A 24,364-nucleotide genomic window follows, 5' to 3' on the forward strand; every position below is an offset into this window, starting at 1 on the left:
GATCTCCGGGAGCGGGCGTTTTTCGTTCCGGTATGCCGATTGTATTCCGGACCAGGATGGATGGGATGGATCGGATGACGGATTGGGTTCGCAAGTCTCCGCCATCCCAATCTGATCCCATCCATCTTATCCATCCCGGTCCCATTCGGATTGTCCGAGCAACGGATTCTCTGGGCTCGCTCCGGGATCCGGGCGGAGTTGACAATCGGAGTCCGCCCGCCATCGTTCGGCCATGGCTTTGCAACTCAACGACAGCAATTTCCAAAGTGAGGTGATCGACTCCGACGTGCCGGTGCTCGTGGACTTCTGGGCCGAGTGGTGCGGACCCTGCAAGATGATCGGTCCGGTCATCGACCAGGTGGCCGACGAGATCGGTGACAGTGCCAAGGTCGGCAAGGTCAACGTCGACGAAGCCCGCGACCTCGCGGTGAAGTACAACGTCCGCTCGATCCCGCTGCTCCTCTTCTTCAAGGGCGGCGAGGTGAAGGACCAGATCGTCGGCGCGAACGTGACCAAGGACCAGCTCAAGGAGAAGCTGGCGTCGCTCGCCTGATCGTATCCCGCTTTTTTCAAAGGCCGGTTCCCCCACGGGAGCCGGCCTTTTTCATTTCCACCGGTAGTGGCCGGTGATCGGGAAGTCGAACAGCCGGTCCTCTTCCTTCGCGCCCCTGCCGATGTTGTGGATCACCAGAGGTCTGCCGTCCTCGTTGCGCCGGTCGCTGACGATCATGATGTGCGGGAGGTTCGGCGGCACGGTGCAGGTGACGAGGTCACCGGGTTGGTAGTCGGACGGCTTCTTGGTGACGTCTTTGGAATATCCCTGCCGCTTGAAGTAGGTCTTGAGGTTGGGAACCCGGCGATGGTCGATATTCCGATCGGGTCGCTTGAGCCCCCAGTTTTTCGGATACTTGGCGAAGTTCGCCCTCATGTCCTCGTGAACGAGCTTCTGAAGGTCGGCAGCGATGCCCTTCCGCAGCGCGCGGACGACGACGTCGGTGCAAACGCCGCGTTCCTTCGGAACGTCGCCGCCGGGGTAGTCGAGGCCGACGTAGGCTGGGTCGTAGAGGGTGGTCACGCCGATCTGGGTCCGGGCGGCCTCGACGATCTTCTTGCCGGTCTCCGCACGCAGGAAACCACCGACCATGCTGAGGAGAAGAAGGCAGAGAATACTTCGCATGTAGGGTGAGCGATGCCCGATCCGGGATTTGCGAGTTCCGCCGACGGATTCATCCCGATACGGCGAGGGAATCGAAGAACTTCGGCAGCTGCTTGCGGAGCTTGAAGAAGCCCGCGGTGGCAGAGGGCCAGAGTTTGCGATCCCACTCGCGGACGAAGGGATGGACCGGCACTCCGGCTTCGAGGTTATCCAGAACCTGACGCCATGGGCCGACCGCGGGACGTGCGACGACGATGGCATCGAGTTTCTCGTCGGCCACCCACGCCTGGACGGCTTCGCCAAGGTCGCCGGTCAGTGCGACGCCTCCGTATCTCTGCCGTGTGTCTTCCAGAGCGCCCCGCAGGAAATTGTGAACCGGTTGCGCCGCTTCCCGGAGACACTCGGTGGCAACGCCGGTAGACATCACCTCGCAGGGTGGCGGCGCGAGGTCATCCGCAAGGACGAGGTGGCCGATCCTGCCGTCTGGTGGGGAGAAATCCTGCAACTCAAGGGGCATTCGTTCGAACTCATGATCTTGTGGCAGCGGACCGGCGGACTCGTCGAGCTGGCCCGTGGGATTGAACCGGCCGTCCGTGTACTTCGCGATGTTCGAAGCTCGCGCGAGGTAGTGTTTGCCCTTCGTGTGGAGGCCCGCGACCCAGCGCCACGACAGCGTGTTGGACGCCGGGTCGCCGTCGAGCAGGTGTCGCATGAAGAAGTCGGCGCCGAGCTGCCAAGGAAGCCGGAGCGTGAAAACCCAGATGCTGGCGAACCACATACGGGTGTGGTTGTGAAGATAGCCGTGCTCGACCAACTCGCGCGCCCAGCTGTCGAAACAGTCGATGCCCGTGCGTCCTGCGATGGCGGCATCGTAGTCGTCGGATCGGTCGAGCCCGTCGAGGTCCGAAAGGTAGCGATCCCAGACCTGAGGACGCATTTCCAGCCAGCCCTTCCAGTAGGTCCGCCACGCGACTTCCTGCAGGAATTTGTCGACACTCGACGCCGCGAAGCGCCCGAGCACGGCCCGGCTGACCTCATCTTCGGTGATCAGGCGGGTGCGAAGGTAAGGGGACAGGCCCGAAACGTTCGACCGCTCGGCGGGGCCGAAGTCGAAGTTGCGGAGTTTGGCGTATTTCGCGGCGTTCGGGAGAAACGACTCGAGTCGTTCGATCGCCGTGTCTCGGGTCGGAGGGAATCTCACGATGCGGCGGCGGGTTCGGGTGGTTGGTGAAGACCTTCGATCCATCGCGGGTGGATGCCGCATGCGGCGCCGAGCAGCGCTCCGACGACGGCACCCCGGTGGCAGTTGTCTCCACCGACCATGGCATTGGCAATGATGCCGCGGTCAAAATCGTCGTGGCATTTCCAAGCCAGGAAGAGAGCGGCGGGCATGGCCTGATCGATGTAGCAGGCTGGGCTGAAGCGTTGGCCGACGACGTGCTCGTCGGGCTGGGTGGCCCACTTCTCGCACTTGCGCGTCGAGATCCAGTCGCCCGCTTCGCTCAGGATCGCCTCCCGGAGTCCGACTCCCTCATGGATCCGATGGAGCAGTCGGCACAGAGTGTCGGCGGCGCGCAGCACGTTGGCGTGGGCGTGGGTCAGGCCGACATGCTCGCGAACGATCCTACGTTTCTCGTCCAAAGGAAGGTCGTCGAGCAGGCTGAACAAGGCCGGGACCTGCGCGAGTCCGCCGATGTGCTCATCCCGGATCGAGCACTTTCTCAGGGCCTTTCCTTGGGCGTAGCGGGTGAAGAATCCCCGATGGTATTCTTCGACATAGGTATCGCGATGCCAGCCCTGAGTGAGCATGACTTCGACGTAGCGTTCCAGCCAGCGATCCGGATCGTAGCCGCCGCGTTCGGTGGACCAGCGGACGAGTTCCGTCGCGAGGCGGAAATTCAGCGTGTTCTCACCGGCCTCGAGGAACTGGTGGTAGTGGATACCGCGCTGGCCCCAGTAGCGGGCTTGGTCGCGCAGGATGTCGCCATCGGAATTCAGAGCCACGTAGGTCGATCGCCAAAGGATGGAATCGGGGTGGGGATTGCGCGGGGCCTGATAGCCGTCGATCGGGCCGTAGTCGCGTTGAAGGGCCTCGCGGTCGTAGTACCAGTGGACCGGCATGGCCACTGCGTCCGCGACCCGCGAGCCGAGGAAGGCGTTGGAACTCATGCGGCACCCATCGTTGCGGGGCCGATTTCCGCAAGTGGGGAGCTAGTGTCCCGCGCGGCAAGTTCGTCACCTTTCGGGATGAAGGAAGTTATCTTGAAATCAGCTCGCTGCGCTCGTCCGCCGAACGAGGCGCGGATCTTTTTCCCAAATGCGGCGTTGTTCCTCGGTCACAAATCTCGATTTGCTCCCTCGTCACGCCTTGCATTTGGAAAAAATCTCTCGCGCGAAAGCCAACGCTCTTGCCGCGCGGGACACTAGATCGTCGCCAGCGCCTCCGCGAAGACGGACAGCGTGTCGTCGAGGTCGGCTTCGGTGTGGGCGAGAGACAGGAAGCCGGTCTCGTAGGGGCTCGGGGCGAGGTAGATGCCTTTGTCGAGGCAGGCCCAGAAGAACTTCCGGAAGAACTCGAGGTCCTGCTTCATGACGTCATCGACGTTGATGATCTCACGATCGGTGAAGAACAGGCAGAACATCGATCCGACCCGGTTGAGGCGGTGCGGGACGCCCTTTTCGGAGAGCAGCTGGCGCAGTCCCTTCTCGAAGTGGGCGCCGAGTTCCTCCAGTCGCGGGTAACCGGAGGTCTTGCCGAGCTCCTTGAGCTGTGCCAGTCCGGCCGCCATCGCCAGCGGGTTGCCGGAAAGCGTGCCGGCCTGGTAGACGGGACCGTCGGGCGCCAGCATGTCCATGACATCGGCACGTCCGCCGAAAGCCCCGACCGGCAGCCCGCCGCCGATCACCTTGCCGAAGCAGCTGAGGTCCGGCTTGATGCCCTCGAGTCCCTGCACGCCGGCTTTGCCGAGGCGGAAGCCGGTCATCACCTCGTCAAAGATCAGCAGTGAGCCGTAGGTGCGCGTGATCGAGCAGAGCAGGTCGAGGTAGCCGGGCTGGGGCAACACGAATCCGGCGTTGGCGGGATAGGATTCGACAATGATCGCCGCGATCCGGTCGCCCTTCTCGGCGAAGAGCGATTCGAGCGCCTCGGGGTGATTGTAGGGAAGGACGATGGTATTCTTCGCGAAGTCGGCAGGGACTCCGGCCGAGTCCGGCTCGCCGTGGGTCAGGGCGCCGGAGCCTGCGGCCACCAGCAGCGAGTCGCTGTGGCCGTGGTAGCAGCCGTCGAATTTCACGATCAGGTCGCGTTTGGTGAATCCGCGCGCGAGTCGGATTGCCGACATCGTTGCCTCGGTCCCGGAATTGCACATCCGGACCTTTTCCACCGACGGCACCCACTCGGTGATGGTGCGGGCCATCTCCACCTCGAAGGGGTTCGGGATGCCGAAGGAGACGCCGTCCTTGGCGACTTCGTGGATCGTATTGGTGATCACCGCCGGGGCGTGTCCGAGAATGTTCGGGCCCCACGAGCCGATGTAGTCGATGTAGGTCTTGCCATCGACATCCTCGATCCGGCTGCCCTTGGCCCGGCGGACGAAGAACGGCTCTCCGCCGACGTTGCGGAAGGCGCGGACGGGCGAGTTCACCCCGCCGGGAATCATCTCCTTGGCCGTGGCGAAGAGCTTTTGCGAGAGCGGTCCGGTGTGCATGGGCGGGACGATGAACACCGAACCCGCCTTCGCCAAGGCTTCGGTAGGGCCAGCATCGGAGGTCCGAATCCGAACGTCGAAGTTTGAAGGAGTTGCTTGCGGGCCCATCCGGGGGCGGTAGGTTGGCGACGATATGAAACGAACCTTCGCCCTCCTCCTTCCCGCCGTTTTCGCACTCGCCCCGGTTGCCGAGATTTCGGCCCACTGCCAGGTCCCCTGCGGCATTTATGACGACAACAACGTGATCAACTCGATGCACACCGACTGGGTGACGATCGAGAAGGCCGCCAAGCAGATCGACGAGCTCAGCAAGGATCCCTCGGCCAACGCCCACCAGCTCACCCGCTGGATCATGAACAAGGAGTCCCACGCCCAGGCGATCCAGGACAAGGTGCTCAACTATTTCCTCGCCCAGCGGCTCAAGCCGGATGCCGATGGCTACGTCGAGAAGCTCAAGCTCTGCCACGAGGTGATCGTCACCGCGATGAAGTGCAAGCAGTCGACCGACGCCGCCAACGTCGAGGCTCTCCACGACCTGATGCACAAGTTCGAGGACGCATTCGGCGAAAAGGAGGAGAAATGATCGAATAAGGGCGGGGCGCGGCCCGTCAGGAAAGGAAAGGCTCCCCCGCGCGCCGGGGGCCTGCTACCCTCCCTACCATGATCCTCCGATCGGCAATCACCTTTCTGCTGGCCGGGACGCTCGTCGCGTCCGCGGAGCCGCGGCGTTCCCTCCTCGATTCCGATCCCGACGTAGTCTACCTCGAGGAGCATCTCGACAAGCCGATCGAACTGCGGGTGATCAAGGAGGCACCGATCTTTTCCGACAAGGACGGGAAGCGGAAGCTCGGCAGCATCGTGACCGGCCAGAAGGTTGTCTTGCAGGCGATGACCGAGCGGGCTTACCGGATCAGCGCCAAGACGACCGGCAACCGTGTGGTCGGCTGGGTCGCTCCCTGGGCATTCGCATCGAAGGACCCGGACTTCGTCGAGAACCTGAAGAAGCTCTACAACCGGCAGCTTGAGGTTGCCCGGCTGATCGATGAGAACCGGGTAGCGATCGGGATGACGCTCGAGGAGGTCGGGAAGTCGCTTGGCTCGCCGACCAAGACCAAGGTTCGCCAGACCGAGAAAGGTCGCAGCGGGTCGTGGGAGTTCGTCGCCTACGAGGAAGTTCCGCACTACACCTACATCAAGGACCCGGTGACCGGGAAAATCTACCGCCAGCTCTCCCACGTGACCAAGGAGGAGACCGGCAAGACGCTCGTCGAGTTCGAGAACGATGTCGTCACCGCCATCGAGGAAAGCGAGAACCGGGCCGGCGGCGGTCAGGTGAAGATCGTCGTGCCGCCGGTGGTGTTTCTTTGGTGAGGTGCAGCAACCCATCATCCAAGCGCGCCTGTGTGGTTTGTAGTTTCCCGTTTACGGGGTCTATGGGGTGGGGGCCAAGGGATGGGTTTCGCACCGTCGGCGGAGTGGTTCGAGGAGAAGCCCGTGGCTCCGCAACCGCCTGAAGGCGGAACTACGAACCCCAGTGGCGCGCCTGTGTGGTTTGTAGTTCCCCGTTTACGGGGTCTATGGGGTGGGGGCTAAGGGATGGGTTTCGCGCCGTCGGCAGAGTGGTTCGAGGAGATGCCCGGAGTTCCGCAGCTGCCTGAAGGCGGAACTACGAACCCCAGTGGCGCGCCTGTGTGGTTTGTAGTTCCCCGTTTACGGGGTCTATGGGGTGAGGGCTAAGGGATGGGTTTCGCGCCGTCGGCAGAGTAGTTCGAGGAGATGCCCGGAGTTCCGCAACCGACTGAAGGCGGAACTACGAACCCCGCAGGCGGGTCTTGTGGGGAATGGATCTCACCGACAGGCTGAGGCCGATGCCCGAGACGCTGCTGAAAGAACGCTTCGGCCACGCGGAATTCCGCGAGGGCCAGAGGGAGGTGGTCGAGGGCCTGGTGGCAGGGAGGTCGATGCTCGCGGTGTTCCCGACGGGGGGTGGCAAGTCGCTCTGCTACCAACTGCCGGCGCTGATGATCGAGGGCGTGACGCTGGTGATTTCTCCGCTGATCGCCTTGATGAAGGACCAGGTGGACGCGCTGCGCGGGAAAGGTATCGGTGCCGCCCGCCTCGACTCCTCGCTTAGCCAGGAGGCATACGCGGAAGTCATGGACGGCCTGCGTGACGGTTCCGTGAAGCTGCTCTACGTCGCTCCGGAACGCCTCGCCAACGAGGGGTTTCGGCAACGCCTGAAGCGGATGGATATCGGAATGGTTGCGATCGATGAGGCCCACTGCATTTCCGAGTGGGGCCACAATTTCCGGCCCGACTACCTGAAGCTCGCGAAGCTCTGCAGGGACCTCAAGGTGCCGCGGGTTCTCTGTCTGACCGCCACCGCGACGCCGTCGGTGGCATCCGACATCCGCCGTGAGTTCCGAATCAAGCGCGAGGACCACATCCAGCTCTCGTTCCATCGCCAGAACCTCGACCTTCGGGTTACGCCGGTCTCCTCCAAGGAGCGCAAGGCGCTGCTCTTGCAGAAAGTCGAAGCGGTCGGGGGTGCGGTGGTGGTCTACGTCACCCTGCAGCACACGGCCGAAGAGGTGGCGACCTACCTGAAGCGCCACGGTGTTTCCGCGCAGGCCTATCACGCCGGAATGCCGCCGGAATTCCGGGCCGAGGCGCAGGAAAAGTTCATGAGCGGCGCCGTGCGGGTGGTGGTCGCGACCATTGCCTTCGGCATGGGCATCGACAAGGCGGACATCCGCGCCGTGTTCCACTACAACCTGCCGAAGTCGATCGAGAACTACTCGCAGGAAACCGGTCGCGCGGGGCGTGACGGAGAAATGTCGGTCTGCGAGATGCTCGCCTGTGGCGACGATCTGGTGACGCTTGAGAACTTCATCTACGGCGACACGCCGACGCCTGAGGCGGTCCGTCACCTCGTCGATCACACGCTGCGTCTCGGCACGGAATTCGATGTCTCGGTGTATGAACTCTCGACGGTCAACGACATCCGCCCGCTGGTTGTGACCACCTTGCTGACCTACCTCGAGCTCGAAGGGGTGATCGCAGCCACCCGGCCGTTCTATGCGACCTATTCGGTGCGGTTGATCCGCGATTTCGAGCAGGTGCTCAACGGCTACGATGCCCGCCGTAAGTCATTTCTGCGGAAGATCTTCGCCGCGGCCAAGGAGGGAAGGAGCTGGTCGCGTTTCGAAATCGACCATGTGGCGATGGAGACGGGCGAGTCGCGCGACCGGATCGTGGCGGCGCTGACGCATCTCGATGAAGCGGGTGACGTGGCCCTGAAGAAGGGCGGCGTGAGGCAGGGCTACCGGTTGCTGAAACCCGAGGTGGATGTGCGGGAGGTGGCCCGGCGACTCGACGAACGTTTCCGCAAGCGCGAGGAGGCGGATCTGGCTCGGCTTAGGGAGGTGGTTGAACTGGCCGAGTCCGAAGGCTGCCTCACGGGTTTTGTGACGGGGCATTTCGGTGAAGACATCGACAGCTGCGGCCACTGCGACCGGTGCCGGGATGAACCACCACAAACCTTGCCCAGAGAGGAGGCACCGGATCCGGTCCTTGAAGATCTTGCCCTGATCCAATCACTCCGTGACGAAGGCCATGCGGCCCTCAAGTCGTCCAGACAACTGGCGCGTTTCCTTTGCGGCATCAGCAGCCCGGCCGCCCAGCGGGCACGGCTGACGCGTCATGACGCCTTTGGAATGCTCGAGCGGATGCCCTTCGATCGGGTTCTTGAGCTGGCAAACGAGACGCTCTGAGACGGGGGTTCCCTCAGCTCCGATAGGCCGGGGCGAGGATGAAGCGGTGAAGGGCGGCGCCCGCGAGGCCGCCGGTGAAGGGGGCGAGGATGTAGACGAACCACCAGCCGTGGCCATTGAAGGTGAAGGGCAGGGTTTTCCAGCCCGCGAGTGAGGAGAACAATCGGGGTCCGAGATCGCGGGCCGGGTTGAACGCGCCTTGGGTGAGCGGTGCGATGACCGAAATCAGGATGGTGACGGTGAGTCCGATTCCGACGGCAGCGAGAAGCGGCGATCGGCCTCTGTTGGACTCATCGGTGAGCCCGCATATCGCAAGCAGCAGGAGCGCCGTGCCGATGGCTTCGACCAGGAATGCCCTCCACATCGGCAGCGATTCTTTCGTGACCGTGTCGAGCGCTTTGCCGCCCGGATTCGGGAAATACTCGCCGTAGATCATCGCCGACGCCTCGCTGCCCGGTTCGCCGCGGGTGATTCCGTTCAGTGTTTCGAAGTCCGAGAAGGCTGAAGCGAAGATCACGTGAAGTACGGCGGCTGCCGTAAATGCCGAAAGGAGTTGGACGGCAAGGTATCCCGGGACCAGCCGTTTCTCGAACCCACCGAAGACCGCCATCGCGACCGTGACCGCCGGGTTGAGGTGGGCGCCGCTCAGCGAGCCGGTGAGGTGGATCGCGAGCGCGATGGCGATGCCCCAGACGATGGCGATCTGGAAAATCCCGACCTGCGCGCCTGTGAGCACCGCAGCGGCGACGCTGCCGCAGCCGAAGAACACGAGGATGAAGGTGCCGAGGAATTCACCGATCAGCCAGGCGGGGAGTTTCATGTCGAACTGGGGAGCACGGGTTCGGAACCCGATTTGAGAGGCGGCTTGAAAAGCCGCTCTCCTCATTTCTGGTCGAGGCGGCCGTCGGCGTAGGCGGTGAAGACGCGCAGGATCTCGTCGCGCACGCGCCGGAAGACGGCCATCTGCTGTTCCTCGTCGCCCTCGGCGTGGGCCGGGTCGTCGAAGGGGTAGTGATGCCGGTTCGCCTGTCCGGGAAAGGTCGGGCAGGCCTGGTCGGCATTGCCGCAGACGGTGATCACGGTCTCGACGTCCTTTGAAAGGAAGAGGTCGAGGTGCTTCGAGGTGTGACTGGAGATATCGATGCCGATCTCATCCAGCGCCCGGATGGCGAGCGGATGGACGTAGCCGGCCGGATTGGATCCTGCGGAGGCGACTTCGAACTCGGAGCCGAGCGCGCGCTGGAGGATGCCTTCGGCCATGTGGGAGCGGCAGGAGTTGCCGGTGCAAAGAACGAGGATCATGGGTGTCGAAAACGGTTCAGCAGCAGCCGCTGCCGGGGGTGCAGGATTGGCCCGGCAGTCCGGGAAGGGAGAAGTCGGGGATGCAGAGTTCCTTGGCGAGGCAGTCGGCCTTCTTGAACTCGGTGTGGAAGACAAGTTCCTCCGGTGTCGCGTCGCAGCCGGTGACCGGCATCTGGGTGAGCACGGGAGCTTCGTGTTCGATCTCGACCGGCAGCTCGTTGGACGGCAGTAGCCCGTCGGTGCGCTCGAAGATGCCGAGCAGCTTGCCCGCGGTCAGACGGTGGTCGGTATCGTCAGCCACCCACACCTGGAGCAGGCAGGATCCTGCGTGGTGGCGCTTGCCACCGCAGTCGATGAACGACTTCACGAGGTGACCGACTTCGGTGATGTGGAAGTGGGCGGGCACGTCGTTGCCGTCGGGAAGGCGGATGGTGATGCCGGCGTCGGGGTACCGGCGGAGCAGTTCGAGAAATGAGGTGACGGTCATGATCAGCAGCAGTTGGAGTCGCCACAGCCGAGGGAATCGACGCAGCGCAGGAAAGTGTCGAGGCAGTCGCAGGCAAGCCGGTAGTGGATGTGCTGTCCCTGTTTCTCGCAGGACAGCCAGCCGGCCTCGCGCATCAGCGAAAGGTGCTTCGAGACCGTCGAGAGGTCGGCCTCGGTGAGGGCATGGATTTCCGAAACGCATAGCGGTCCCGCAGCGAGCGCCTCGGCGATCCGAAGCCGGGTCGGATGGGCGAGCGCCTTGATCGCGGAAACGCGGGCATCGATGGACAGTGCCGACATTACTTGGCGAAATTGCCAAATAATGGGTCCGGGTCAAGAGAATCGGTGGCTCGGTCGCCGGATGAAAGCGGCGTGTTAACGAAAACGGGTCGCCTGGATGTAGGAGGGTGCCACTGAGCGCTTGGCACCTCGGCCCATCGGGGCGCGGCGGAAGTGGTGGAACCCATAAAACTCATGAAACCCCAAGCTCTTCGTAAGAAAGCGGAATGCTTCAAGCCCACACGCCGTCGTGGCTTCACGCTGGTGGAACTGATGGTCACGATCGTGATCGTCGCGGCATTGGCGGCGATCACTCTGGCGGTGACCGGGAAGATGCGGAAGAAGGCCGCGAAGGTCACCGCGATCAACGCGCTCCGGGATGTCGCATCGGCGAATGCAGGCTACAGCACCGAGAACTTCGGCAACATCAACACGCTCAAGTGGGCGGGCGATCCGGAGGAAGGAAGGCCGTTTGTCGGCAACTCATTCTGGGGCCGCTTTCAGGAATTCCTCTTCGTGGGAGCGACGGCGACCAACCAGAAGAAGCTCAAGGAGCAGATCAACCAGGGGCTCGACCAGATGTTCAATACCTCGGATGCCGACACCATGACGGGGACGCCGTTCAAAGGCACCAAGGTGTATCATGACAGCTCGGGGCTGCCGGTGCCGATCGGGTTCAACAGCAAGCTCTACAAGTGGGGGAATTTCGTGAAGCTGAGCCAGCTCAAGGATCCGGGGAATACGATCTATGCCGCCTACGGCTTCGGGATGTTCGATCAGGCCGACGGCCAGTCGTATGTCGAGATGCGGACCGACGGCTCGAAGCCGGATTGCAACATCCACTACTTCGACGACAAGAAGGCGCTGGTGGCCTACCTCGACGGTCGGGTCGAGTTCGTTTCTCCCCCGATGCCGGATCGCAAGTTCGGCGATCCGGGTTGAACCTGAGTTCTCCGGTGAAACGAGCGACCGTCAGGAATAGACGGTCGTGTAGTATTCGTCCGCCATCCGGTCGGAGTCGAAGAACGGCACCACGTCGGTCATGCTGTTGAGCACGATCTGTGACCACTCCTTGGGTTTGTCGTAGTACATCGGCAGAACCTTGTTCTCGAGGATCTCGAAAATCCCGAGGCGGTCGTGTTCGTCGCGATCGTGATCGGACAGTCCGGGCTGGGCCGGCGGCACGATGAACGAGTTGTGGCCGTCCTTGGCGAACTCGCAGACCCAGCCGTCGTCGGTCGACAGGTTGACTCCGGCATTCATCGCCGCGGTCATGCCGGAGGTGCCGGAGGCTTCACGCGTGACCACCGGGTTGTTGAGCCAGATGTCGGCGCCGTACTTGAGGATGCGCGAAAGTTCGAGCTCATAGCCGACGAGCACCGCGGCGTTCGGGAAGTCGCGGGTCAGCCGGACGAGGTGGTTGAAGGTCTCGATCGCGCCGTAATCGAACGGGAACGGCTTGCCGGCCCAGATGATCTGGACGGGCCGGTCGCTATTGTTGAGCAGCTTCTTGAAGCGTGCCATATCGCGGGTGATCAGCTCGGCGCGTTTGTAGCCGGCGAAGCGGCGGGCCCAGACGATGGTCAGGACATCCGGGCTGAAAAGTTTGCCGGTCTGGTCGGCGACGACCCGGAACAGCTGGTCTTTCAGCTCGCGCTTGCGGTCGTGCAGGAACTCAAGGTCGCCGTTGGTGCGGGCGCGCTCGAGACCGCGGTCTTTCCAGTAGCGGGCATTCTGGGCGTTGGTGACGTGGCCGATCGGGCAGATGTTCTCATGGTGGCCCCACATCTTGCGGGAAACCTCACCGTGCAGCTTCGAGACTCCGTTTGCCTTGTGGCTCAGGCGGAGCGCGGCGAGCGAGTGGTTGAAGACGCTGTCGGTGATGCCGGTCGCCTCGCGAACCACCGCTTCGTCGAGGCCGCCGAAGAAGCTGGCGCTCTTGAGCAGGCCGAAGTCGTGCTTCTCGTTGCCCGCCTCTTCCGGGGTGTGGGTGGTGAAGACGAAACGCTTGCGGACTTCCTCGACCTTGCCCTTGTGCTTTTCGAGCACGCGGAATGCGGCCGACAGGGCGTGGGCCTCATTGAGGTGCCAGACCTCGGGGTCGACCTTGAGTTCCTCGAGGAGGCGCGCACCGCCGACGCCGAGGACGATGTACTGGGCGACCCGGCGTCCGGGATCGTTGTCGTAGAGGCGTTGGGTGATCTGCCGGTCGTTGATGTCGTTCTCCTCGATGTCGGTGGTGAGGAAGAACATCGGCACCGTGCCGAACACTTCGGGTGGCAGAAACTTGGCGCCGACCCAGACCTGTTTGCCGTAGATCGGGATCTGGAAACGGATGCCGGTATCCTGAAGGAACGCGTATTCCTTGCGGCGGAACTGCACGGCCATCTCGCGTCCCTCGCCACGGGTCTGGTTGTAGTAGCCGCAGGTCCAGTAGACGCCGATGCCGCAGAGGTTCTGCTTCAGCGCGGCGGCGGACCGCATGTGCGAGCCGGCGAGGAAGCCGAGGCCTCCGGAGTAGATCTTGAACGACTGGTCGATCGCGAATTCGCAGCAGAAGTAGACGGCGCTCTTCGCGTATTTCGGGTCGATGTCGTAGGTCGGTGCGTAGGGAGCGGGGAGGAACGATTCGGCCATGGGAAAAAGGTTGGGTGAGTTTCTCGGGTCCGCTGCACGGATGTCCCGGACGCGCCAAGCGTTGCTTGGAAAACTGGGGTTTGTGAACTGTTTAGCGCGCCACTACGGAGGTTTACGGCGGTCCGGCGCCACGCTGCTGCTCGATTAATGCCAAAATGGCGGCGAATGTTAGGCGCGAAATGGCAAGGAGCGGCGTCTTTCAGGCGCCCTATCCGTGGACGTGCGTATCTCCCCGATCTCCCTCCGGCGGCTGGAAGCCGCCGCTCCTTGGGGGGTCAGCTCCAGTCGAGGACGATCTTGCCGGACTGGCCGGAGATCATGGTCTCGAAGCCCTCCTTGAATTGGTCGACCGGGAAGCGGTGGGTGATGACCGGGGAGATATCGAGGCCGGCGCGGACCATGCTGCTCATCTTGTACCACGTCTCGAACATCTCGCGGCCGTAGATGCCTTTCAGGATCAAGCCCTTGAAGATCACCTTGTCCCAATCGATCGCGACCTTTTCCGGGAAGATGCCGAGAAGGGACACCTTCGCACCGTTCGAGCTGTGTTCGAGGATGTCGGAGAGTCCAGACGGGTGCCCCGACATCTCGAGGCCGACGTCGAAGCCCTCCTTCATGCCAAGCTCGTTGCGGACGTCGGTGAGCGATTCCTTGGAAACATCCACCGTGCGGGTGGCGCCGAGCTTCTTGGCCAGGTCGAGGCGGTATGGATTCACGTCGGTGACGACCACGTGCCGCGCGCCGGCGAAACGGCAGATTGCAGCCGCCATGCAGCCGATCGGTCCGGCGCCGGTGATCAGGACGTCCTCGGCGACGAGGTCCCAAGACAGCGCCGTGTGAACCGCGTTCCCGAGCGGGTCGAAGCACGAGATCACGTCCTCCGGGATGGAAGGGTCTACCTTGTAGACGTTGCGATACGGGATCGAGAGATACTCGGCAAACGCACCCGGGCGATTGACGCCGACGCCGAGCGTGTTGGGGCACAGGTGGCGGCGGCCGGCGAGGCAGTTGCGGCAGCGGTTGCAAACGATGTGGCCTTCACCGGAGACGAGTTCGCCCGGTGAAATGTCGGTCACGCCGTCACCGACCGCTTCGACCACGCCGCAGAATTCGTGGCCGACGTGCATCGGCACCGGGATGGTGCGCTCGGCCCACTTGTCCCACTTCCAAATGTGCACGTCGGTGCCGCAGATCGAGGTCTTGCGGATCTTGATCAGGACATCGGTCGGCCCGACCTCGGGCATCGGGACATCCTGCATCTCCAATCCGGGTCCGGCGGTGGCTTTGACGAGTGCTTTCATGGCGGCGAGGCGGCGGAGTCTGGAGGATGCGTTCGTGGTTTTCGAACGAATTTATTGTGCGGATTATTGAGTTATTGAGACGGAATCTTGGATCGCATCTGATTCACGGGCTGCTCGATCCAGCGCCATGACAGCCAGCTGACGCCCCACGCCGCCAGCGCGAAGCAGATCAACCGGACCGCGGTGCCGAGGCTGCCGTCGATTTCCCAGAGAAACGGAGCCACGTGTCCGAGCGCCATCGGCACGAGGCAGTGAAGCAGATAGAGCGAGTAGCTGATCTTCGCGATGTGCAGAACCCAAGGCCGGGTGAGGACATGAGCAACAGGGCGAGGCAGCCCGTGGAGGGTGGCGGCTATCAATCCGGCCATCGAGACGCAGAGGAAAGTTTGCTGCACGTGACGCAGGCCCGGCACCGGTCGACCGATCCAATCGAGGGTGTAAAGCACCGAGTAGACCGCGAGACAACCCCAGGCGGCGAGCCGCAACCGGGAGTCCGAAGGTGCGAGGCCGCGGTGCATTGCCAAAGCCAGCAGGGATCCGCTTGCGAGGTAGTCGAGGGCGCAGAGGCTGATGGCCCCCGGGTGGTGCACCTGGGGGAAATGGTGAAGGAGAACGAAGCGGGAGATCGGGGCGACGGCGACGAGGAGGATCAGGACCGCGGTGAGAGCCCTTTTCGGGACGATGAAGATCAGGATCGGCCACAGCAGGTAGAACTGCTGCTGGATGGCGAGGGTCCAGTAGTGCGAGGTCCCGTGCGGCCATTCGGGGAGCAGCGCGATATGGAAATTCGACAGGTGGGCGAAGTAGACGAACGGGTGCTGGCGGATATCTTCGGCGCCGACGATCAGGCCGAAGACCATCGCCGCGTAGCAGGGGATGAGGATGCGCAGGGCACGGCGGAACTGGAAGCGGCGGAAGGCTTCGGCGGCCCACGGTTTTCCCGATTGGTCGCCCCGATCCCTTTCCCGGAGGAGGATTCGTGTGATCAGGAATCCGGTCAGGGTGAGGAAGAAATACAAGCCGATCTCGAAGGGGATCCCGCCGCGCCACTTGGGGATCGCCCAGTGCAGCCACATCACGCCGAGCACGGCAATGGCCCGCCAGCCGTCGAGTTCCTGATTCCGTGACGCGCTCAAGACGGGGGCCATCGAGCGTGGGAAATGGACGGCTGGCAAGGCGCTGTCGCGGGAGATTCGCGTCTTTCCGTCACATCCGGCCGGATTTTCGGTGCTTGCGTCCCCGCGGCTGGCCGTGTAGCCGGAACACAAGCCGGTAAGCTAGACCGGGTCGCTCCATTGAGGTTGTGCCGTGCCTTGATGACAGCTCTATCGACATGGCGCCTCTACTGACTAACCAGACAATGGACATCTACGTGGGCAATTTGCCCTACAGCGCCACCGAAGAAGAGGTGGCGGAACTCTTCGCCGCTTTTGGACCGGTGGAGAAAGTGAAGCTGATCACCGACCGGGAAACCGGGCGGCCGCGTGGCTTCGGATTCGTCACCCTCGCCGATTCGTCGAAGGTGAAGGAAGCAGCCGATGCGGTGGACGGCCAGGATTTTGGCGGTCGCGCCCTGCGTGTGAACCCGGCCGAACCCCGCGAGCCCCGTTCCGGCGGCTTCGGTGGTGGTGGCGGTGAGCGCCGCGGTGGCGGTGGCGGCTACGGCGGCGATCGTCGCGGTGGCGGCGGTGGTGACCGTCGTGGTGGCGGAGGCGGCTATGGCGGCGACCGGCGCGGTGGCGGCGGTGGTGACCGTCGCGGCGGTGGCGGCGGCGGTGAGCGTCGCGGCGGCGGCAAGCGCGGCTTCGACGACGACAACTGGTAAGTCCCACGTAACCCGTCGCAGTTTTTCCAAACACCCGTCCGGAGCTCCCGGCCGGGTGTTTTTTTATCCACGTGAGATCGCGGGCATTTTCCCAAGCCCGTAGGGCTGTCATCGATATAGCCTTCGGGGGAGCGAGAAGCGATCGAGCTCCATCGGAGCGGCATCCAGTTGGATCACCTGCCGGGGTCCGCCCCCTCGATCGGCTTGAAAATGTATCGCTGGTCATGCGGCACCTCGAACTTGTCGAGTAGCGCGAGATACTCGTCGGTGAACGTCTTGGTCCGGTGATGCTCTTGCTGATTTCGGATGTACCGAACCACGGATCCCAACTGGGAATGGCCATACGAGAAGGCGCCGAACCCCTGCTGCCATTCGAATCGTCCGGGAACCCAGTTCTGCTGATTGATGAAGGCGGAAGAAGAGGCCTTGATCGCGCGAACCAGATCGGAAATCGCCATCGAGGGTTTGAGGCCGACAAGGATGTGGATGTGGTCGGGCATATTGTTGATGGCGATCAGTTTCTGACCCTGCCCGGAGACGATGCCGGTAATGTATTTCTGGAGCTCGTCGTTGTGGCGCTCGGAGATCAGGCATTGGCGACCGCTGACGGCGAAAACGACCTGGATGTAGAGTTGGGTGTAGGTGTTTGCCATGGTGGTGGGGCGGGGCGTGGGGGCGGGGCACTTCGATGTCGCTCCGATGGAGCTCGAAAATTTTGCTGGGATCTGAAGCTATAGAGATTTCGGCCCGCTGGGCCTTCTGACTGGGCCAATGGGCCTTTTGATTGTCCGGTTGGGCCCTTTGGTTGGCTCGATGAGCTATAATTATTGGAACTGCTATCCGCGTGAGATGGCGGGGTCGGTGTCGATTTCCTCGATCCTCGGACGGAGGTTGGCATGGGGGCCGGTGAGGTCGGGGTCGGTCTCGACGACCTTGTCCGCCAAGGCCCGGGCCTCGCGCAGCAGAGCCGTGTCGGCGAGGAAGTCGGGGAAGCGGAACTCGCCCATTCCGCTCTGCATTGTGCCGAGCACGTTTCCCGGGCCACGGATCCGCAGGTCCTCTTCGGCGATGACGAACCCGTCCGAAGTCTTCTCCATGACCTGCAGCTTCTCGAGCGCGTCGGGGCTCTTCCCGTCGGTCAGCAGGATGCAGTAGCTCTTGTGCTCACCGCGACCGATCCGTCCCCGCAGCTGGTGGAGCTGGGCCAGGCCGAAGCGTTCGGCGTGGTGGATGATCATCAGGTTCGCATTGGGGACATCGACACCGACCTCGATCACCGAGGTCGCGACAAGCGCGTCGATCTCGTGATCTCGGAATCGTCGCATCACCGATTCCTTCTCCTCGGCATCCACCTTGCCGTGAAGCAGGCCGACTTCGAACTTCGACAGCCGCTTGGCCCATTTCTCGTGGGCGACCGTTGCGGCCTCCGCCTTGAGCTTCTCACTCTCCTCCACCAGCGGATACACGAGGTAGGCCTGACGCCCGCTCTCGAGCTGGTCCTTCACGAAACGGTTGAGGTCGGTCTGCTTCGGATTGGTCCGCAGCGCGGTGACCATCTTGCCGCGGCCCGCCGGTCGTTCGTCGAGGATCGAGACGTCGAGGTCGCCGTAGATCGTCATCGTCAATGTCCGCGGAATCGGCGTGGCGGTCATCACCAGGACGTCGGGCGTGGTGCCCTGCTCGATCAGCCGGCCGCGCTGCATCACGCCGAACTTGTGCTGCTCGTCGATCACCACGAGGCCGAGGTTGCTGAAGAGTTCGTCGTCGTAGAGCAGGGCGTGGGTGCCGATGACGATCTGCGGCGCACCGTCGAGCTCGATGTGGGTGCTTTCCTGGCGATCGGCGGTGCGCAGCGCGACCCGCACGCCGAGCGGCTCGAGCCATTTCCGGAAGGTGAGGAAGTGCTGCTCGGCGAGGATCTGGGTGGGCGCCATCAGCGCGGCCTGCACGCCGGAGTCGATGGCCAGCAGCATGCTCGCCATGGCCACGAAGGTTTTGCCCGATCCGACGTCGCCCTGCAGCAGCCGGTTCATCGGTCGCGGCGTGCGGAGGTCGCCGAGAATCTCCCGGATCGACCGTTTCTGGGCATCGGTCAGATCGAAGGGCAGGCTCTCGTAGAACCGGGTGAGGAGCTCGGTCTTTTTCCCGAGCACGCGGCCATTGCGCCGATCGTGCCGCTGTCTGCGCCAGACGACCTGGAGCTGGACGCCGAAGAACTCCTCAAGCGCGAACCGCCGCCGGGCGGCGTCGGCTTGCTCGATCGATTCGGGAAAGTGGACCTCGCGGTAGGCTTCGTGCCGAGGGTAGGTCGGATCGACGTCGAATTCCGGTGCTAGCGTCGCGGGATCGACAGCATCGAGCATGAGATACTGGATCTCCCGTAGCCGGCGCTGGTTGATTCCGGAAACGTTGCCGTAGACGGGCACGATCCGCTCGAGGTGGATCGAGGGTCCGGAGTCGTCGCGGATCACCTCGAAGTCGGGGTGGTCGATGACGATCCGTCCTTGGAAGTCCTTCGGCTTGCCGTGCAGGATGACCTCCTGTCCCGCGGCCAGAACCTTGCTCAGGTAAGGCATGTTGAACCACCGGCAGGTGAGGGTGGATGGACCCATGGCGGAGCCCGAGGTATCGGCCACCACCGCCTCATAGAATCGGACTCGCGGGCCGAAGCGGTTCCGCGTGTCGATGACCTGTCCGCGGATGCAAACCGGCGCGCCGCCGGGCGAGGCGGGGAAGGCATCGAAGCGTCGTCGGTCCTCGTAGCGCCGGGGCAGACGATCGAGGAGCTGGCGCGGTGTTTTCAGTCCGGCCGATGCCAGTGCGAGGACTTCCTTCGCCTGGAGGAAGTCGGCAGCGGCGAGATCGGAGTCGGCCGGGATCACCGGTTCAGTGAAGGAGGAACCGACCGAAAGACCAAGTGCGGAGGTGGGAGTGGAGCGCCTTGCTCCAACCGCATGGATCTCCGACAAAGGTAGGGACAAGCGCCCTCGCTTGTCCGCTGCATGAAGAAAGGCCACGGCCGTCGCGGCGGATCACGGACGACCGGGGGCGGCCGTCCCTACCTGACGAGGCTCCGGGGCGAGCCGAAGCTCGCGGTCCAATTCAGTCCAAGCCCATCGCCTCAGCCGGGATCGACCTCGAGCGAGTCCTCGTCATCGAGGTCGATCGCGACCCGGCCGCTCGGGTCGGCGACCACCTTGCCCTGGATGTAGAGCCGCTTGCCGATGTGCTTCTTCAATTCCTCTTCGGTGAAGATGCCCAGATCGGTGCGGTAGCGGGCGCAGATGGCATCCGGTTCGCGGGTCGAGCCGAATTCGAGGTAGAGCGTTTTGCCGGAATCGCTCGCCCGCACCTGGTAGAGGCGGACGCCGAGGCGCGCCCGCTTTCCGATGCTGCCACGGAGCTGTCGGCCGACCTCGATCAGTTTGGCATCGAGTTCCGGCGGCGCCTGTCCGGCACTGCCGTCCTCGGGAAGGCGGGCGATCTCCGCGACCTCTTCGGCCATCGCGGCGGCCCTTGCCGATGCGATCTCGGCGGGGGAGAGCTCCTTCTCCGCCTTGATCTCCTCCGGGGCGGCCTCCACGGGAGCGGGAGGGCCGTTGTCGAGAATCTTCACGACCGGCGGCGCTGGCTCGGTCCGCGGGCGTGTGGCTTGCCAGAAAATGAACCCGAGTGCGGCCACGGTCAGGACACCGGCGACGATCCACGGCCACCAGTTGGTCGAGTGCCTGAGCTGGATGGGCTGCGGCGGGTCGGTCTGGGCGGGAATGGTCGCGTGGGCCGGCGAAATGGGGCCTGGATTCGCAGGGGGCGTCGCTTTCGGCACCTCGACCAAGGACGCCACTCCGTGGTGCAGCGCGTAGCGGGCCTGCTCAAGGCTCCAGACGTCGGGATCCTTCCGCAGCGCCTTGATCCATGCTCCGAGCCCCTCTCCGGAGGAATCGGAGAGCATCCGGCGGTTCCAGCCGGTCGCTTCCTCGGCCATTTGCAGGATCGGCCTCAGTCCCTGCCGGGAGTCGGCCTCACCGAGCCAGCGCAAGGGCGAGATCCAGAAGGTCACCTGCCGTTCCTGATCACTCGGGCCAAGAATGATCGAGTCGGCCCCGGTTTCGATCCAGACGGACTCCTCCTTGAAAGTCTCCGAGAGCACCTGACAGGTCTCCAGAGCGAGGTCGATCAGGGCTTTGGCGGAGGGCGGACTCAGCGGGCGTTCGCGCAGCCTCTCGATCAGCGGTCGGCCTTCGATCCACTCGGTGACGAGGAAAGGCATGCCGTCGACCGGGTCGGTGCCGCCGTCGAGGACATTGCGCAGCGCCGGGTGGGAAACGCTCATCAGGCGCCGGACCGCGATTTCGTAGGCCGTCCGTTCCTCATCGACCAAGCCCCCGCCGTCGGCGCCGAACGGAAAGAAGCGCCGCAGCACGACCTCGCGCCCCGTTTCCCGGTCCTCGGCATGGAAAACCACACCGGTCCCGTCCTGGGCAAGGATGTCGAAAATCTCGTAGCGGCCGCTCACGTTTCCGAATCCCTAGCAGACAAGCGGGCGGGGGTGCAATGCCGCGAACCGGATCCGGTTTCTCACGCCAGAGCCATCCCGGCCATGCAGATCCCGAAGAAAAGCGCCAATCCCACCGACACTTGGGCGATCGGGTAGCCGAGAATCATCAGGACGGCTCCGGTTCCCTGAAAACGGCGGTTCACCACTTGCCCGAATTTGACCCAGCAGATGATCCCGCTGATCCAGAACAGCTGGAGTCCGCCGATGGCGAAGGATTCGATGATCCCCCCGTGCGGGATACCGAATTCCGGGAGGAGCATCAGAATTACCGAGGCGACGAGAAAACCCTGGGGCAGGAGCAGGCTCAACCAGAGCTTGCCGGTCTCGATCTTGGGAGGAGGTGGAGGGAGCCCGGGAGGGGAGGAATCGGAGCTGCCGGCGGGATCCATCGGGGTCGAAGATGGAGGCTCCGGAGCAGCGGGGTCGAGCCCGCTTCTCCAGTCGCATCCCTTTCTTTTTCCGTGCGTTCCGTGTATTCCGTGGTTTTCATCCGCCGCGCCCGACCGGGTGCCTCCGACCGCCCATGTCCACCGAGCTCACACGCAACTTCTCGATCATCGCCCACATCGATCACGGCAAGACGACCCTGTCGGATCGTCTGTTGGAGTTTACCCAGACGATTTCCGAGAGGCAGAAGCAGGACCAGCTGCTCGATGCGATGGATCTTGAGCGTGAAAAGGGGATCACCATCAAAAGCCACCCGGTGGCGATGGAGTACAAGGCGCAGGACGGAAAGACGTACCGCCTGAACCTCCTCGATACCCCCGGGCACGTCGATTTCTCCTACGAGGTGGCCCGCTCTCTGGCGGCCTGCGAGGGAGCGATCCTGATGATCGACGCGGCGCAGGGCGTTGAGGCCCAGACGATGGCGAACCTGCATCTGGCGATGAACCAGAACCTCACCATCATCCCGGTACTCAACAAGATCGACCTGCCGGCGGCCGACGTCGACAAATGCAAGCAGCAACTCGAAGACATCCTCGCGATTCCGGCGGAGGAGGCGATTCCGGCCTCGGCGAAGAATGGAATCGGCATCGAGGATATTCTCGAAGCCGTGGTCGCGCGGGTTCCGGCACCGACCGAGAATCCGGACAAGCTGCTTCGGGCGACGGTGTTCGACTCGGTCTATGACGCCTTCCGGGGAGTGATTTCCTACGTGCGGGTGTTCTCGGGCAAAATCCAGAAGCGCCAGAGGGTGAAGCTTTTCGCGACCGGCAAGACTTATGAGGTCAAGGAGATCGGGGTGTTCACGCCGAAGATGACCCAGCGCGACGAGCTGGTGGCGGGAGATGTCGGATACGTCATCTGCAACATGAAGTCGGCCGACGAGGCGAAGATCGGCGACACGCTGACCGACTCGACCCATCCGTGCTCCGAGCCGCTGCCGGGCTACAAGGAGATCCAGCCGATGGTGTTCTCCGGGATTTATCCGGTCGACAGCTCCGACTACGAGGGGCTGAAGATGGCGATGGGCAAGCTGCAGATCAACGACGCGGCCTTTACCTACATGTCGGAAAGCTCGACGGCGCTCGGGTTCGGTTTCCGCTGCGGATTCCTCGGCCTACTGCACATGGAAATCATCCAGGAGCGGTTGCGGCGCGAGTTCAACATGGACGTCATTTCGACCTATCCGTCGGTCATCTACAAGGTGACGAGGACCGATGGCGAGGAGATGATCGTCGACAATCCGTCCTTCCTTCCCGAGCCGCAGGAGATCCAGGAGATCCGCGAGCCGATGGTGAGGATCTTCATCATGATTCCCGGTGAGTTCATCGGCGACATCATGGCGCTGGTGATGGAGAAGCGCGGCGACGTGACGCACACCGAAACGATCGACGAAACCCGGGTCATGCTGACCTGCGAGGTTCCGCTTTCCGAGATTCTCGTCGACTTCAACGACCGTATGAAGTCGATGACCCGCGGCTATGGCTCGATGGATTACGAGCACTGCGGCTACCGGCCCGCCAAGATGGTCAAGATGGACATGCTGATCGCCGGCGAGCCGGTGGAGGCATTCTCGACCATCGTCCACCGCGACAAGGCGGAGAGCTACGGTCGCGCGCTGGCGATCCGGTTGAAGGACGTCATTCCGCAGCAGCTCTTCGTCGTCGCGATCCAGGCCTGCATCGGCGGCAAGATCATTGCCTCCGAGCGCATTTCCGCGATGCGCAAGAACGTGACCGCCAAGTGCTACGGCGGTGATATCACCCGGAAGCGCAAGCTGCTTGAGAAGCAGAAGAAGGGTAAGGAGAAGATGAAGGCCTTCGGCAAGGTGAGCATTCCCCAGGAGGCGTTCATCAAGGTGCTGAAGTCCGGAGACTGAGCGCCGGATGGGGCGTGGCGGGGTGCAAGCTGCATCCGGGCCGTTACGATCTGCACCTTTGGTGGGATCGGGTGTGTCAACGGCGCATTTTTTCGCATCTGGGCGGCTGGATGGTTCTCAGTCGGTTGTGATGGAAATTTGGGCCGTCCGCCGTCGCGGAACGGGTCTTGCGATGAGTGAGATGTCCTTGGCGGGAGGTTCGCTTCCGTCCGGGCCGAACCAGAACCAAACGCAATGATGAAGACTCGAAACACACTTCTTACTCTCGCCCTCGCGACAGCCATTCCCGCGGCTCTTGCCGACGAGAAGCCGAGCGAGAACACGACCGGCAATCCTGCCCAGTCCACCGGACCGGCCACGGAGAAGGTCGAAACTCCGAATCCGACCGACCAACCGACCGGCGCCCGCGAGGTGCGCAAGGGTGGTGCTCCGGGCAAGTCGGTGTATCAGACCAAGCGCGACACGGTCGATGCTGACGGCACCATCGCCGAGGCCCTCCGTGACGCGGAAAACTTCACGATCCTGAAGAAGGCGATCGAGGCCGCAGGTCTTGAAGACACGCTCGATTCCGAAGGACCGTTCACGGTGTTCGCACCGACCGACGAAGCCTTTGAGAAGATCCCGACCGAAACGCTCGACGAGTGGCTGAAGCCGGAAAACAAGGAGCAACTCCGTGCGGTGCTTCTCGGCCATGTTGCCACCGGCGAATTGAATTCGAACGCGATCAGTGCCGGACAAGTGACTTCCGCCAACAGCGACAAGCTCACCCTCACCGTCGGTGACGGCAAGGTGATGGTGAACGAAGCCATGGTCACCAAGACCGACATCGACGTCAGCAATGGCGTGATCCACGCGATCGACACCGTGATCATCCCTGAAGAGGAATAATTTCTTCTATCGTCGTCTGCGAATCAGACGAAGTGACGCCCGCATCTCCGCGTGAGGTGCGGGCGTTTCGTATACCCGCATGGCGCGAAACAGGGGTTCGTAGTTCCGCCTTTAGGCGGCTGCGGA

General features: G+C 63.1%; 23 protein-coding genes. 8 read left to right on the forward strand and 15 right to left on the reverse strand.

Annotation, left to right across the window (positions count from 1 at the left end; all coding sequences use genetic code 11):
• The first annotated feature begins 232 nt into the window (after positions 1-232).
• Positions 233-553 carry a thioredoxin gene (gene trxA, locus HAHE_RS11515; protein ID WP_338684585.1) on the forward strand — a complete coding sequence of 107 codons (321 nt, stop codon included), beginning with the start codon at positions 233-235 and terminating at the stop codon, positions 551-553.
• Positions 554-604: 51 nt separating this feature from the next.
• Here the strand turns inward: trxA and HAHE_RS11520 are convergent, their stop codons facing one another.
• From HAHE_RS11520 to hemL, 4 genes are all read right to left on the reverse strand, one after another.
• On the reverse strand, positions 605-1,177 hold the full coding sequence (locus HAHE_RS11520) for a DUF1287 domain-containing protein (RefSeq protein WP_338684587.1): 573 nt from the start codon (positions 1,175-1,177) through the stop codon (positions 605-607).
• 49 nt (positions 1,178-1,226) lie between these two features.
• On the reverse strand, positions 1,227-2,357 hold the full coding sequence (locus HAHE_RS11525) for an FAD-binding domain-containing protein (protein ID WP_338684589.1): 1,131 nt from the start codon (positions 2,355-2,357) through the stop codon (positions 1,227-1,229).
• Entirely contained in the window at positions 2,354-3,325 is a 972-nt protein-coding gene (locus HAHE_RS11530; RefSeq protein WP_338684591.1) for an ADP-ribosylglycohydrolase family protein, read from the reverse strand. The genes HAHE_RS11525 and HAHE_RS11530 overlap by 4 nt, the downstream gene beginning before the upstream one ends.
• A 254-nt stretch (positions 3,326-3,579) precedes the next feature.
• Positions 3,580-4,866 carry a glutamate-1-semialdehyde 2,1-aminomutase gene (gene hemL / locus HAHE_RS11535; RefSeq protein WP_338684593.1) on the reverse strand — a complete coding sequence of 429 codons (1,287 nt, stop codon included), beginning with the start codon at positions 4,864-4,866 and terminating at the stop codon, positions 3,580-3,582.
• A 133-nt stretch (positions 4,867-4,999) separates the two neighbouring features.
• On the opposite strand from hemL, the gene HAHE_RS11540 reads away from it, so the two are divergent.
• The 3 genes from HAHE_RS11540 (at position 5,000) to HAHE_RS11550 (ending at position 8,639) form a co-directional block, all read left to right on the forward strand.
• On the forward strand, positions 5,000-5,449 hold the full coding sequence (locus HAHE_RS11540; protein WP_338684595.1) for a superoxide dismutase [Ni]: 450 nt from the start codon (positions 5,000-5,002) through the stop codon (positions 5,447-5,449).
• 77 nt (positions 5,450-5,526) lie between these two features.
• Positions 5,527-6,237, forward strand: coding sequence for a hypothetical protein (locus HAHE_RS11545; RefSeq protein ID WP_338684597.1), 711 nt, complete (start codon positions 5,527-5,529; stop codon positions 6,235-6,237).
• A gap of 497 nt (positions 6,238-6,734) precedes the next feature.
• The gene (locus tag HAHE_RS11550; protein WP_338684599.1) at positions 6,735-8,639 is read left to right on the forward strand and encodes a RecQ family ATP-dependent DNA helicase; all 1,905 of its coding nucleotides are present in this window, start codon (positions 6,735-6,737) and stop codon (positions 8,637-8,639) included.
• Positions 8,640-8,652: 13 nt separating this feature from the next.
• Here the strand turns inward: HAHE_RS11550 and HAHE_RS11555 are convergent, their stop codons facing one another.
• From HAHE_RS11555 to HAHE_RS11570, 4 genes are all read right to left on the reverse strand, one after another.
• A complete protein-coding gene (locus HAHE_RS11555) occupies positions 8,653-9,459 on the reverse strand; it encodes an MIP/aquaporin family protein (RefSeq protein ID WP_338684601.1) in 807 nt (268 codons plus the stop codon).
• 62 nt (positions 9,460-9,521) lie between these two features.
• Complete coding sequence (locus HAHE_RS11560) at positions 9,522-9,941, reverse strand: arsenate reductase ArsC (RefSeq protein WP_338684603.1); 420 nt, start codon at positions 9,939-9,941, stop codon at positions 9,522-9,524.
• 16 nt (positions 9,942-9,957) lie between these two features.
• Entirely contained in the window at positions 9,958-10,428 is a 471-nt protein-coding gene (locus tag HAHE_RS11565) for a DUF6428 family protein (protein WP_338684605.1), read from the reverse strand.
• Between the two features lie 2 nt (positions 10,429-10,430).
• Positions 10,431-10,727: a metalloregulator ArsR/SmtB family transcription factor gene (locus HAHE_RS11570; RefSeq protein ID WP_338684607.1), complete on the reverse strand. Its 297-nt coding sequence runs from the start codon at positions 10,725-10,727 to the stop codon at positions 10,431-10,433.
• A 174-nt stretch (positions 10,728-10,901) separates the two neighbouring features.
• Here HAHE_RS11570 and HAHE_RS11575 point away from each other — a divergent pair, with 174 nt between their 5' ends.
• Positions 10,902-11,648 (forward strand): type II secretion system protein, encoded by a 747-nt coding sequence (locus HAHE_RS11575; RefSeq protein WP_338684609.1) that lies wholly within the window; start codon positions 10,902-10,904, stop codon positions 11,646-11,648.
• A gap of 30 nt (positions 11,649-11,678) precedes the next feature.
• Here the strand turns inward: HAHE_RS11575 and glgP are convergent, their stop codons facing one another.
• From glgP to HAHE_RS11590, 3 genes are all read right to left on the reverse strand, one after another.
• The gene (glgP, locus tag HAHE_RS11580; protein ID WP_338684611.1) at positions 11,679-13,343 is read right to left on the reverse strand and encodes an alpha-glucan family phosphorylase; all 1,665 of its coding nucleotides are present in this window, start codon (positions 13,341-13,343) and stop codon (positions 11,679-11,681) included.
• Positions 13,344-13,618: 275 nt separating this feature from the next.
• Entirely contained in the window at positions 13,619-14,644 is a 1,026-nt protein-coding gene (gene tdh / locus HAHE_RS11585; RefSeq protein WP_338684613.1) for an L-threonine 3-dehydrogenase, read from the reverse strand.
• Positions 14,645-14,715: 71 nt separating this feature from the next.
• Positions 14,716-15,792, reverse strand: a complete 1,077-nt coding sequence (locus HAHE_RS11590) for an acyltransferase (RefSeq protein ID WP_338684615.1) — start codon at positions 15,790-15,792, stop codon at positions 14,716-14,718.
• A gap of 212 nt (positions 15,793-16,004) precedes the next feature.
• Here HAHE_RS11590 and HAHE_RS11595 point away from each other — a divergent pair, with 212 nt between their 5' ends.
• A complete protein-coding gene (locus HAHE_RS11595) occupies positions 16,005-16,469 on the forward strand; it encodes an RNA-binding protein (protein ID WP_338684617.1) in 465 nt (154 codons plus the stop codon).
• Between the two features lie 173 nt (positions 16,470-16,642).
• On the opposite strand, the gene tnpA is transcribed toward HAHE_RS11595, so the two are convergent.
• The 4 genes from tnpA to HAHE_RS11615 form a co-directional block, all read right to left on the reverse strand.
• Complete coding sequence (tnpA, locus tag HAHE_RS11600; protein WP_338684619.1) at positions 16,643-17,122, reverse strand: IS200/IS605 family transposase; 480 nt, start codon at positions 17,120-17,122, stop codon at positions 16,643-16,645.
• A gap of 183 nt (positions 17,123-17,305) precedes the next feature.
• On the reverse strand, positions 17,306-19,351 hold the full coding sequence (gene recG / locus HAHE_RS11605; RefSeq protein ID WP_338684620.1) for an ATP-dependent DNA helicase RecG: 2,046 nt from the start codon (positions 19,349-19,351) through the stop codon (positions 17,306-17,308).
• A 239-nt stretch (positions 19,352-19,590) separates the two neighbouring features.
• Positions 19,591-20,985: a hypothetical protein gene (locus HAHE_RS11610; protein WP_338684622.1), complete on the reverse strand. Its 1,395-nt coding sequence runs from the start codon at positions 20,983-20,985 to the stop codon at positions 19,591-19,593.
• Positions 20,986-21,047: 62 nt separating this feature from the next.
• Positions 21,048-21,416, reverse strand: a complete 369-nt coding sequence (locus HAHE_RS11615; RefSeq protein ID WP_338684624.1) for a hypothetical protein — start codon at positions 21,414-21,416, stop codon at positions 21,048-21,050.
• A gap of 134 nt (positions 21,417-21,550) precedes the next feature.
• Here HAHE_RS11615 and lepA point away from each other — a divergent pair, with 134 nt between their 5' ends.
• Together lepA and HAHE_RS11625 are read left to right on the forward strand one after the other, a co-directional pair.
• On the forward strand, positions 21,551-23,350 hold the full coding sequence (gene lepA / locus HAHE_RS11620; RefSeq protein ID WP_338684626.1) for a translation elongation factor 4: 1,800 nt from the start codon (positions 21,551-21,553) through the stop codon (positions 23,348-23,350).
• A 234-nt stretch (positions 23,351-23,584) separates the two neighbouring features.
• Complete coding sequence (locus tag HAHE_RS11625; protein ID WP_338684628.1) at positions 23,585-24,238, forward strand: fasciclin domain-containing protein; 654 nt, start codon at positions 23,585-23,587, stop codon at positions 24,236-24,238.
• The last annotated feature ends 126 nt before the right edge of the window (positions 24,239-24,364 follow it).

The organism is Haloferula helveola (genome assembly GCF_037076345.1).
Lineage (GTDB): Bacteria > Verrucomicrobiota > Verrucomicrobiia > Verrucomicrobiales > Akkermansiaceae > Haloferula > Haloferula helveola.